Source organism: Pseudomonas tehranensis (assembly GCF_014268615.1).
GTDB lineage: Bacteria > Pseudomonadota > Gammaproteobacteria > Pseudomonadales > Pseudomonadaceae > Aquipseudomonas > Aquipseudomonas tehranensis.
Genome location: NZ_JABWQV010000164.1, coordinates 1 through 11,090 on the forward strand (window position 1 = coordinate 1; position 11,090 = coordinate 11,090).

An 11,090-nucleotide genomic window follows, 5' to 3' on the forward strand; every position below is an offset into this window, starting at 1 on the left:
CGACTGTCACACCGCTATCGCGAGCAGGCTTGCTCCACAGTTACTCAACGTCCGGTCAGACCGGCGCGGTCTCGGCCCGGCGCGGGTCTGGCTGTTTCCAGGAGTCGGCGGCGCTTTCTTCGATGGCTTGCTGGATCGCCCGCTTGCGGTTTTCTTCGGCGCGGCGGCTGAAGTACCAGACCAGGAACGTCACCAACGATACGGCCAGCAGGATCAGGCTCGCCACGGCGTTGATTTCCGGCTTGACCCCCAGGCGTACCGCCGAGAACACTTCCATCGGCAAGGTGGTCGAGCCCGGACCGGAGACGAAACTCGCCAGCACCAGGTCGTCCAGCGACAAGGCGAACGACATCATGCCCCCCGCCGCCAGCGATGGCGCGATCATCGGGATGGTGATCAGAAAGAACACCTTCCACGGCCGCGCCCCCAGGTCCATGGCCGCTTCTTCGATGGACAGGTCCAGTTCACGCAAGCGTGCCGAGACCACCACCGCCACATAGGCCGAGCAGAACGTGGTGTGGGCAATCCAGATCGTGACGAGGCCACGCTCCTGGGGCCAGCCGATCATCTGCGCCATCGCCACGAACAGCAGCAACAGCGACAGACCGGTGATCACTTCCGGCATCACCAACGGTGCGGTCACCAGGCCGCCGAACAGCGTGCGGCCCTTGAAATGGGTGATGCGGGTCAGCACGAAGGCCGCCAGTGTACCCAGGGCCACCGCGGCGATCGCCGTATAGCAGGCGATTTCCAGGGAACGCACTACCGAACCCATCAACTGGCTGTTGTCCAGCAGACCGACGTACCACTTGATCGACCAGCCGCCCCACACCGTCACCAGTTTCGAGGCGTTGAAAGAGTAAATCACCAGGATCAGCATCGGCGCATAGATGAACAGCAGACCCAGCACCAGCATCAGGCTTGAAAAACTGAAGCGCTTCATTCCTTGCCCTCCATTTCTTTGGCCTGACTGCGGTTGAACAGGATGATGGGCACGATCAGGATCGCCAGCATCACCACTGCCAGCGCGGACGCCACCGGCCAGTCACGGTTGTTGAAGAATTCCTGCCACAGCACTTTGCCGATCATCAGGGTTTCCGGGCCGCCCAGCAGTTCCGGGATCACGAACTCGCCCACCACCGGGATGAACACCAACATGCAGCCGGCGATGATGCCGTTCTTGGACAGCGGCACGGTGATTTTCCAGAAGCTGTTGAAGGTGCTCGACCCCAGGTCCGACGCCGCTTCCAGCAGACTGGGATCGTGCTTCACCAGGTTGGCATAGAGCGGCAGGATCATGAACGGCAGGGACGAGTAGACGATGCCGATGTACACCGCCAGGTTGGTGTTGAGGATCTGCAACGGTTCGCTGATCCAGCCCATGCTCATCAAAAAGCCATTGAGCAGACCGTTGTTGCTGAGGATACCCATCCAGGCGTAGACACGGATCAGGATCGCGGTCCAGGTCGGCATCATGATCAGCAGCAGGAGCACCGTTTGCAGATCCGCGCGGGCCTTGGCGATGGCGTAGGCCATCGGGTAGCCGATCAGCAGGCACAAGACGGTGCTGATCAGGGCCATCTTCAGCGAGCCGAGGTAGGCGGCGATGTACAGATCATCTTCGCTGAGCAGCACATAGTTACTGAAATTGAGCAGCACCTGCAGCTTCTGGTCGATGTAGCTGTAGATCTCGGTGTACGGCGGAATGGCCACGTCGGCTTCGGCAAAACTGATCTTCAGGACGATGAAGAACGGCAGCATGAAGAACAGGAACAGCCAGATGAAGGGCACCCCGATGACCAGTTGACGGCCACCGGGCGTTATTCGGTCGAGTCGGCGTTTGAATTTGCGCATGTTCATGAGCGAAGCACCACGCCGCTGTCGTCTTCCCACCACACGAATACCTGGTCGCCCCAGGTCGGACGCTGACCACGGCGCTCGGCGTTGGCGACGAAGGACTGCACCAGCTTGCCGCTCGGCAATTCGACGTAGAACACCGAATGGCCGCCCAGGTAGGCAATGTCATGGACCTTGCCGCTGGACCAGTTGTGCTCGCAATCCGGCTGCTCGGCGGTGACCAGCAGTTTTTCCGGGCGGATGGCGTAGGTGACGGACTTGTCCTGCACCGAGGTACTGATGCCGTGGCCCACGTAGATGTTGCGGTCCAGGTCCTTGCAAGTCAGCACCGCGTGGCCTTCGGCGTCATCCACCACTTCGGTCTCGAAGATGTTGACGTTGCCGATGAACTCGCAGACCAGCCGGCTGGTGGGGGTTTCGTAGATGTCGATCGGGCTGCCGATCTGGGCGATCCACCCCAGGTGCATGATCGCGATGCGCTCGGCCATGGTCATGGCCTCTTCCTGGTCGTGGGTCACCATGACGCAGGTTACGCCAACCCGCTCGATGATCTCGACCAGCTCAAGCTGCATCTGCGAGCGCAGCTTCTTGTCCAAGGCACCCATCGGTTCGTCGAGCAGCAACAGCTTGGGCCGCTTGGCCAGGGAACGGGCCAGGGCCACACGTTGACGCTGGCCGCCGGAGAGCTGATGCGGCTTGCGCTTGGCGTACTGGCTCATCTGCACCAGCTTGAGCATTTCGGCCACGCGGGCGTCGATCTCGGCTTTCGGAATTTTGTCCTGCTGCAGGCCGAAAGCAATGTTCTGCGCCACGGTCATGTGGGGGAACAAGGCGTAGGACTGGAACATCATGTTGATCGGCCGCTCATAGGGCGGCATGTCGGTGATGTCTACACCGTCGAGGAAAATGCGCCCCTCCGTGGGCCGTTCGAAACCCGCCAGCATGCGTAGCAAGGTGGATTTGCCCGATCCCGAACCGCCGAGCAGGGCGAAGATTTCGCCTTTCTTGATTTCCAGGGACACATCGTCCACGGCAATCGTCTCGTCGAACTTTTTCGTGACCCGGTCGATTTTGACCAACACCTGCTTGGGTGTCTGGTCGCCCTCGAGGGCTTTCTTATAGGCGCCGGAGGCAACTGCCATTTACGAAACTCCCACAAAATTTGCAGCTCGCCCTGCGCGGACGAGCCTTGGAATAGTTAAAGCGCTTGGCGCTATTTGCCTGACTTGACCCTGGTCCAGCTGCGGGTCATGACGCGCTGGATCTTGGGCGGCAGCTCGGAGTTGACATAAAGCTTGTCGACGACCGCTTGCGGTGGGTAAACCGCTTCATCGGTGCGCACGTCCTGGTCCATCAGCTCGCCGGCCTTGGGGTTTGGGTTCGCATAGCCAACGGCGTCACTGACTTGGGCAATCACTTCAGGCTTGAGTAAATAGTTGATGAAGGCGTGGGCTTCTTTGACGTTGGAGGAATCGCGCGGGATCGCCAGCATGTCGAACCAGAGGTTGGCGCCTTCCTTGGGAATCACATAAGCGATCTCGATGCCCTTTTTCGCTTCTTCAGCACGTTCACGAGCCTGAAAAATGTCACCGGAGAAACCGGCAGCCACGCAGATCTCGCCATTGGCCAGATCGGAGATGTATTTGGAAGAGTTGAAGTAGGTCACGTAAGGCCGGATCTTGAGAAGTTGAGCTTCGGCCTTCTTGTAGTCTTCAGGGTTCTGGCTGTTGGGGTCCAGGCCCAGATAATTGAGCATGGCCGGGATCATTTCGTCGCCCGAATCGAGGAACGAAACGCCACAGCTGGAGAGTTTCTTGATGTTTTCCGGTTCGAACAGCATGGCCCACGAATCGATCTTGTCGACGCCCAGCGCAGCCTTGACCTTCTCGACGTTGTAGCCGATGCCGTTGGTGCCCCACAGATAAGGCACGGCGTACTGATTGCCCGGATCATTCTTTTCCAGGCGTTTGAGCAGCACCGGGTCCAGGTTGGCGTAGTTGCTCAACTGCGACTTGTCGAGCTTCTGAAACGCCCCGGCCTTGATCTGCTTGCCCAGAAAGTGGTTGGACGGCACGACCACGTCGTAGCCGGTACGACCGGCCAGCAGCTTGCCTTCCAGGGTTTCGTTGGAGTCGAAGACGTCGTACACCGGCTTGATCGCCGTGGCCTTTTCAAAGTCCGCCAGGGTGGTCTCGCCGATGTAATCCGACCAGTTATAAATATGCACGGTGGAGGCAGCCTGGACGCTGACGGCAAGCGTCAGTCCGGCACCGATCAGCATGGCATTGCGTAACAAAGAAAAAACAGGCACGTGGAGGTCCTCTTAAATAGTTGGGCCCAAGTTGCCCCCGTTACCTGGCAGCGATGTGCCCTGCAACAAAACCGGCGCGCAACTTACCCTCGATAAACCGATCCAGCAAAACTTTTAGTCATTTAATTATTCCCGTTGCCGCCGCCGCGATGCCGGCGACAACAGGAAGATGCCTCAGACCGGCTTATTTACCGGACTTGATCTTGGTCCAACTGCGGGTGATCAGACGCAACGTGCCAGCATCCAGATCACTGATTGCATACAGCTGCTTCTTCACTTCGTCAGACGGGTAGATGCTCGGATCGCTGGTGATGTCCTTGTCCACCAGTGGCGTGGCCGCCTTGTTGCCGTTCGGGAAACGCACGGCGTTGGTGATTTCAGCCATGATCTGCGGCTGCATCAGGAAGTTCATGAACTTGTAGGCGGATTCGACGTTCTCGGCGTCCTTGGGAATGGCGACCATGTCGTAGAAAGTGCCGGCGCCTTCTTTGGGAATGACGTAGCTGAGCTTGACCTTGTCTCCCGCTTCCTTGGCGCGCTCCTTGGACTGCTCCAGGTCACCGGAGTAACCCACGGCCACGCAGATGTTGCCGTTGGCCAGGTCCGAGATGTATTTGGAGGAGTGGAAATAGGCAACCGAAGGACGAATCTTCAGGAACAGGTCTTCAGCGGCCTTCAGGTCGGCCTTGTCCTTGCTGTCGGTCGGCTTGCCCAGGTAATGCAGTGCCGCCGGGATCATCTCGGTCGGAGCATCGAGGAAGCTCACGCCGCAGCTCTTGAGCTTGGCCATGTTTTCCGGTTTGAACACCACGTCCCACGAATCGATCTTGTCGATACCCAGTGCGGCCTTGACCTTCTCCGGGTTGTAGCCAATACCGATGGAGCCCCACATGTAGGGGAAGGCGTATTTGTTGCCCTTGTCGCTGGCGTCGCCCACGGCCTTGAGCAGGTCGGTGTCCAGGTTCTTCCAGTCCGGCAGTTTGGACTTGTCCAGCTCCTGGTAAACACCGGCCTTGATCTGCTTGGCCAGGAAGTTGTTCGACGGCACCACGATGTCATAGCCGGACTTGCCCGCCAGCAACTTGGCTTCCAGGGTCTCGTTGCTGTCGAAGACGTCGTAGACGACCTTGATCCCCGTCTCTTTCTCGAACTTGGCGACCGTGTCCGGTGCAATGTAATCGGACCAGTTATAGACGTGCAGCACTTTGTCGTCCGCCTGAACAGCACTCGCCATCACGCCCGTCAGGGACATGGCGAGGAGGGTCTTGCCAGCCATCTTCATACCTAATGTCTTCATGCCTAATGCCTTCATGAAAAATGCTCCAGTTATTCTTCTTAGCCGTCGTTCAGCAGCCGGATCGCGGGCAACTTGAACCGCCGGTAGTCTGGCAAGTTACAGGCCAGGCTTTCAACAAAAGCCCTGCCTTTATTCACGCCGGGCGAGACCCCTGCGGGCGCCTCGCTCAGAGCCTAGCACTTAGCCTTGCAACGCACTGAGCGTCAGGTCCAGGCAATGCCGCGCCTTGGTCACCAGCTCATCGATCTCGTCCTTGCTGATGACCAGCGGCGGCGCAATGATCATGGTGTCACCCACGGCGCGCATGATCAGCCCGTTATCAAAACAGAACTGCCGGCAGATCATGCCCACACCCTTGCCTTCGTAGCGTTTGCGCGTGGCCTTGTCCTGGACCAGTTCGATCGCCCCCAGCAAACCGACCCCGCGCACCTCACCCACCAACGGATGATCGTTCAGTTCCCGCAGGCGTTGTTGCAAATAGGGTGCCGTTTCGCCGTGAACGCGCTCGATGATCTTTTCGTCGCGCAGGATGCGGATGTTTTCCAGGGCCACCGCCGCGGCAACCGGGTGACCGGAATAGGTAAAACCGTGGTTGAAGTCGCCGCCTTCGTTGAGCACCGCCACCACATCGTCGCGCACGATCAGGCCGCCCATGGGGATATAACCGGAGGTCAGACCCTTCGCGATGGTCATCATGTGGGGTTTCAACCCGTAATGATCGGTACCGAACCACTCACCGGTGCGACCGAAACCACAGATCACTTCATCGGCCACGAACAGGATGTCGTACTTGGCGAGGATTTCCTTCATGCGCGGCCAGTAGCTGTCCGGCGGCACGATGACTCCGCCCGCGCCCTGGATCGGCTCGGCGATGAAGGCACCGACGTTGTCCACGCCGATTTCCAGGATCTTTTCTTCCAGCTGGTTGGCCGCCCATACGCCGAACTCTTCCGGGCTCATGTCGCCGCCCTCGCCGAACCAGTAAGGTTGGGCGATGTGGACAATGCCGGGGATCGGCAGGTCGCCCTGCTCGTGCATGTACGTCATGCCGCCCAGGCTCGCGCCGGCCACGGTCGAACCGTGATAACCGTTCTTGCGGCTGATGATGACTTTTTTGTTCGGCTGGCCCTTGATCGCCCAGTAGTGGCGGACCATACGCAGCATGGTGTCGTTGCCTTCGGAGCCGGAGCCGGTGAAGAACACGTGGTTCATGCCTTCAGGGGCGATGTCGGCGATGGCTTTGGACAATTCCAGTACCGGCGGGTGAGCGGTCTGGAAGAACAGGTTGTAGTACGGCAGCTCGCGCATCTGCTGGCTGGCGGCGTCGGCCAGTTCGTCGCGGCCGTAGCCGACGGCCACGCACCAGAGGCCGGCCATGCCATCGAGGATCTTGTTGCCTTCACTGTCCCAGAGATAAACGCCCTTGGCGTGGGTGATGATGCGCGGGCCTTTCTCTTTGAGCTGCTTGAAGTCGCTGAATGGCGCCAGGTGGTGATCGTTGCTCAGGGCCTGCCATTTACGGGTTTGCGGATTGTTGCCGGTCATGCGAATTCTCCTTGTAGATCGGTGGGGGCGCAGCTGCCTGGAGCAGCCCCGCCCGGCGCTTCAGACGGCAAAGAGCAGGAATTCCCGCTCCCACGAACTGATGACGCGCTTGAAGTTTTCATGCTCGGCCCGCTTGACCGCGACGTAGCCTGTGATGAATTTCTTGCCCAGGTATTTCTCGATGGTGGCGCTGTTTTCCATGCGCTCGAGGGCATCTTCGATGGTCAGTGGCAGGCGCAGGTTGCGACGTTCATATCCTCTCCCCACCACCGGCGCGCTCGGGTTGATGCCTTCGACCATGCCGATGTAGCCGCACAACAGGCTGGCGGCGATCGCCAGGTACGGGTTGGCGTCGGCGCCCGGCAAACGGTTTTCCACCCGACGGTTCTGCGGCCCGGCTTCCGGCACACGCAGGCCCACGGTGCGGTTCTCTTCACCCCATTCCACGTTCACCGGCGCCGATGTATCCGGCAGGAAGCGGCGGAACGAGTTCACGTTGGGGGCGAACAGCGGCAGCAGTTCGGGGATGAACTTCTGCAGCCCCCCGATGTGATTCAGGAACAGCGTGCTCATGGTCCCGTCTTCATTGGAAAAGACGTTCTTGCCGGTGTCTTTGTCGATGATGCTCTGGTGCAGGTGCATCGCACTGCCGGGCTCGCCGGTCATGGGCTTGGCCATGAAGGTGGCGGCCACGTTGTGCTTGAGCGCCGCTTCGCGCATGGTGCGCTTGAACACCAGGATCTGGTCGGCCAGGGACAAGGCGTCGCCGTGACGGAAATTGATCTCCATCTGCGCCGTGCCGTCCTCATGGATCAGCGTGTCGAGGTCCAGCTCCTGCAGTTCGCACCAGTCGTAGACGTCTTCGAACAACGGGTCGAATTCGTTGGCCGCTTCAATCGAGAATGACTGACGACCGGTTTCCGGGCGACCGGAGCGGCCAATGGGCGGCTGCAACGGGAAGTCCGGGTCGTCGCTGCGCTTGGTCAGGTAGAACTCCATTTCCGGCGCGACGATCGGTTGCCAGCCCCTGTCGGCATAGAGCTTGAGCACTTTCTTGAGCACGTTGCGCGGCGACAGTTCGATCGGGTTGCCATGCTTGTCGTAGGAGTCGTGGATAACCTGGGCGGTGGGCTCGATGGCCCAGGGCACAAGGAACACTGCATTTTCGTCCGGGCGGCACATCATGTCGATGTCGGCAGGGTCGAGCAGTTCGTAATAGATGTCGTCTTCGACATAGTCGCCCGTAACGGTCTGGAGCAGAACGCTCTCGGGCAGGCGCATGCCTTTTTCGGCAATGAACTTGTTGGTCGGCGAAATCTTGCCCCGGGTGATGCCGGTCAGATCGCCAATCATGCATTCGACTTCTGTGATCTTATGGTCTTTCAACCAATCGGTGAGCTGGTCGAGGTTGTTACTCATAAATGCCTCTAGGCGTGAGTTTCCTGGCTGCCATTTAGTAGTCAGGCGTTGTTTGACGCATCGGCGTCGCGTTGTGTTGCCCTTGCCCGGCAGGCATCGCCAAATGCCTGGAAAATCGCAAGGTAGTGCGGATGGGAGCTTACCTCCCATTCAGGGTGCCATTGCACACCTAAAGCAAAAGCCTTGCCTCCTGGCACCGACACAGCCTCGATCAGGCCATCCGGCGCCACCGCTTCGGCCCGCAACCCAGGTGCCATACGCTCGATACCCTGGCTGTGGATCGAATTGACCTCAATCACCTGCGGCAGCCCCAGACCTGCCAGGATGCCGCCAGGCTGGATATGCACGGCGTGGGCAGGACCGTATTGGACATCCACCGCTTGAGTGTCGTCTTCACGATGATCGATGAACGTTCCGACTTCATGAACTTTCTGATGCAGGCTGCCGCCAAAGGCTACGTTCATCTCCTGGAACCCACGACAGATACCCAGCACTGGGATGCCGGCAGCTACAGCGGCGCGGATCAACGGAAGGGTGGTGGCATCGCGTGCAGGATCATGTGCAGTGCCCGGCGCGCTGGCGGGGCCCTGATAATGAAAAGGTTCTACATTGGAAGGAGAGCCGGTAAAAAGAATGCCGTCCAGGGCGTCCAGAATATCGGACGGCGAGAACAGATCCGCCAGGGACGGGATCATCATGGGCAGACCCTTGGCGGCTGACGCGACAGCCCGGGAATATTTATCGCCACTGATGTGATAAGCATGCAGACCGATCTGCTTGGAGCAGGTGGTGACGCCGATTAACGGCAGGCGAGACATGAAGCACCCCGGTATTATTGCTGTTATGGGTTTGAATCGAGCTTAGCCTTGTTCATTTTTTTACACAACACCCCCGTAAAAAATACAACACGGCCCGCTCAAGCCTGCGGGCGCCGTCTCCTCCAAAGGGAAAAAAACGCCCCAAATTGCCTCAAAAAAGCCCCGCAGGTGCTTTTTTAGAGCAAAAAAGGCCCAGCTTGACTTCGGCATGCCGTTCGGGTTGACTGGGTTTAGAAGAGATCAATGATTGATATTTTTAACAACAAAGGTGTTGCATCATGTCGGTACCCCCGCGTGCCGTTCAGCTTAACGAAGCGAACGCGTTCCTTAAGGAACATCCTGAGGTTCTGTACGTTGACCTTCTGATTGCGGATATGAATGGTGTGGTGCGCGGCAAGCGCATTGAACGCACCAGCCTCCACAAGGTTTACGAGAAAGGCATCAACCTGCCGGCCTCTTTATTTGCCCTGGATATCAACGGCTCCACGGTGGAAAGCACCGGCCTGGGCCTGGACATCGGCGACGCTGACCGGATCTGTTATCCAATCCCTGACACCCTGTGCAACGAGCCCTGGCAGAAGCGCCCTACCGCGCAACTGCTAATGACCATGCACGAACTTGAAGGTGACCCTTTCTTCGCCGACCCACGCGAAGTGCTGCGCCAGGTCGTGACCAAGTTCGATGAGCTGGGCCTGACCATTTGCGCGGCATTCGAGCTGGAGTTCTACCTGATCGACCAGGAGAACGTGAATGGACGCCCACAACCGCCCCGCTCGCCGATCTCCGGCAAACGCCCGCACTCTACACAGGTCTACCTGATCGACGACCTCGACGAATACGTCGATTGCCTCCAGGACATTCTGGAGGGAGCCAAGGAGCAAGGCATTCCCGCCGATGCCATCGTCAAGGAAAGTGCCCCGGCGCAGTTCGAAGTGAACCTGCACCACGTGGCCGACCCGATCAAGGCCTGCGACTACGCGGTACTGCTCAAGCGCCTGATCAAGAACATCGCCTACGACCATGAAATGGACACCACCTTCATGGCCAAGCCGTATCCAGGCCAGGCGGGCAACGGTCTGCATGTTCACATTTCGATTCTGGACAAGGATGGCAAGAATATTTTTGCCAGCGAGGATCCCGAGCAGAACGCCGCACTGCGTCACGCGATCGGCGGTGTGCTCGAGACCCTACCGGCGCAGATGGCTTTCCTCTGCCCGAACGTGAACTCCTACCGTCGTTTCGGCGCACAGTTCTACGTGCCGAACTCGCCGACCTGGGGCCTGGACAACCGCACCGTGGCCCTGCGCGTACCCACCGGCTCCGCCGATGCGGTGCGTCTGGAACACCGCGTGGCCGGCGCCGACGCCAACCCGTATCTGCTGATGGCCGCCGTACTGGCTGGCGTGCATCATGGCCTGGTCAACAAGATCGAGCCCGGTGCGCCGGTGGAAGGCAACAGCTACGAGCAGAACGAGCAAAGCCTGCCGAACAACCTGCGCGATGCCCTGCGCGAGCTGGACGACAGCGAAGTCATGGCCAAGTACATCGATCCGAAATACATCGATATCTTCGTGGCCTGCAAGGAAAGCGAGCTGGAGGAATTCGAACACTCCATCTCCGACCTTGAGTACAACTGGTACCTGCATACCGTGTAAGCGGTTGCAGTAAAAATGACGCCGCGGCCCTTAAAGGCTGCGGCGTTTTTTTTGGCTGTTCACAACACCTATTGTGGCGAGGGAGCTTGCTCCCGCTGGGCTGCGCAGCAGCCCCAATAAAGCTAAATCGGTCAACCTGAAGCACCGCAGTGACTGACTTCGGGGCTGCTTCGCAGCCCAGCGGGAGC

Annotated in this window: 9 protein-coding genes; 1 reads left to right on the forward strand and 8 read right to left on the reverse strand. The window is 59.1% G+C overall.

Annotated elements, in window-relative coordinates:
- Window positions 1-55 precede the first annotated feature (55 nt).
- From HU811_RS19565 to HU811_RS19600, 8 genes are all read right to left on the reverse strand, one after another.
- A complete protein-coding gene (locus HU811_RS19565; protein WP_092395296.1) occupies window positions 56-943 on the reverse strand; it encodes an ABC transporter permease subunit in 888 nt (295 codons plus the stop codon).
- Window positions 940-1,860, reverse strand: a complete 921-nt coding sequence (locus HU811_RS19570) for an ABC transporter permease subunit (RefSeq protein ID WP_186657580.1) — start codon at window positions 1,858-1,860, stop codon at window positions 940-942. Before HU811_RS19570 ends, HU811_RS19565 begins: the two co-directional genes overlap by 4 nt.
- Complete coding sequence (locus HU811_RS19575; protein WP_047226052.1) at window positions 1,857-2,999, reverse strand: ABC transporter ATP-binding protein; 1,143 nt, start codon at window positions 2,997-2,999, stop codon at window positions 1,857-1,859. The genes HU811_RS19570 and HU811_RS19575 overlap by 4 nt, the downstream gene beginning before the upstream one ends.
- A gap of 71 nt (window positions 3,000-3,070) precedes the next feature.
- Complete coding sequence (locus tag HU811_RS19580) at window positions 3,071-4,138, reverse strand: polyamine ABC transporter substrate-binding protein (RefSeq protein ID WP_189674176.1); 1,068 nt, start codon at window positions 4,136-4,138, stop codon at window positions 3,071-3,073.
- Between the two features lie 214 nt (window positions 4,139-4,352).
- On the reverse strand, window positions 4,353-5,465 hold the full coding sequence (locus tag HU811_RS19585) for a polyamine ABC transporter substrate-binding protein (protein WP_076386499.1): 1,113 nt from the start codon (window positions 5,463-5,465) through the stop codon (window positions 4,353-4,355).
- A 180-nt stretch (window positions 5,466-5,645) separates the two neighbouring features.
- Window positions 5,646-7,010 (reverse strand): aspartate aminotransferase family protein, encoded by a 1,365-nt coding sequence (locus HU811_RS19590; protein ID WP_092395287.1) that lies wholly within the window; start codon window positions 7,008-7,010, stop codon window positions 5,646-5,648.
- Between the two features lie 60 nt (window positions 7,011-7,070).
- A complete protein-coding gene (locus HU811_RS19595; protein WP_186657586.1) occupies window positions 7,071-8,429 on the reverse strand; it encodes a glutamine synthetase family protein in 1,359 nt (452 codons plus the stop codon).
- A 41-nt stretch (window positions 8,430-8,470) separates the two neighbouring features.
- On the reverse strand, window positions 8,471-9,247 hold the full coding sequence (locus HU811_RS19600) for a gamma-glutamyl-gamma-aminobutyrate hydrolase family protein (RefSeq protein WP_186657588.1): 777 nt from the start codon (window positions 9,245-9,247) through the stop codon (window positions 8,471-8,473).
- A 278-nt stretch (window positions 9,248-9,525) separates the two neighbouring features.
- Between HU811_RS19600 and HU811_RS19605 the strand changes: the two genes are divergently transcribed.
- The gene (locus HU811_RS19605; RefSeq protein WP_047226058.1) at window positions 9,526-10,902 is read left to right on the forward strand and encodes a glutamine synthetase family protein; all 1,377 of its coding nucleotides are present in this window, start codon (window positions 9,526-9,528) and stop codon (window positions 10,900-10,902) included.
- Window positions 10,903-11,090 lie beyond the last annotated feature (188 nt).

What these genes read in the sequence shown, in the direction of transcription:
- HU811_RS19595 (WP_186657586.1), bottom strand. Translation starts at nt 8,429, where the DNA reads ATGAGTAACAACCTCGACCAGCTCACCGATTGGTTGAAAGACCATAAG.
- HU811_RS19590 (WP_092395287.1), bottom strand. Translation starts at nt 7,010, where the DNA reads ATGACCGGCAACAATCCGCAAACCCGTAAATGGCAGGCCCTGAGCAAC.
- HU811_RS19605 (WP_047226058.1), top strand. Translation starts at nt 9,526, where the DNA reads ATGTCGGTACCCCCGCGTGCCGTTCAGCTTAACGAAGCGAACGCGTTC.
- HU811_RS19565 (WP_092395296.1), bottom strand. Translation starts at nt 943, where the DNA reads ATGAAGCGCTTCAGTTTTTCAAGCCTGATGCTGGTGCTGGGTCTGCTG.
- HU811_RS19575 (WP_047226052.1), bottom strand. Translation starts at nt 2,999, where the DNA reads ATGGCAGTTGCCTCCGGCGCCTATAAGAAAGCCCTCGAGGGCGACCAG.
- HU811_RS19580 (WP_189674176.1), bottom strand. Translation starts at nt 4,138, where the DNA reads ATGCTGATCGGTGCCGGACTGACGCTTGCCGTCAGCGTCCAGGCTGCC.
- HU811_RS19570 (WP_186657580.1), bottom strand. Translation starts at nt 1,860, where the DNA reads ATGAACATGCGCAAATTCAAACGCCGACTCGACCGAATAACGCCCGGT.
- HU811_RS19585 (WP_076386499.1), bottom strand. Translation starts at nt 5,465, where the DNA reads ATGAAGACATTAGGTATGAAGATGGCTGGCAAGACCCTCCTCGCCATG.
- HU811_RS19600 (WP_186657588.1), bottom strand. Translation starts at nt 9,247, where the DNA reads ATGTCTCGCCTGCCGTTAATCGGCGTCACCACCTGCTCCAAGCAGATC.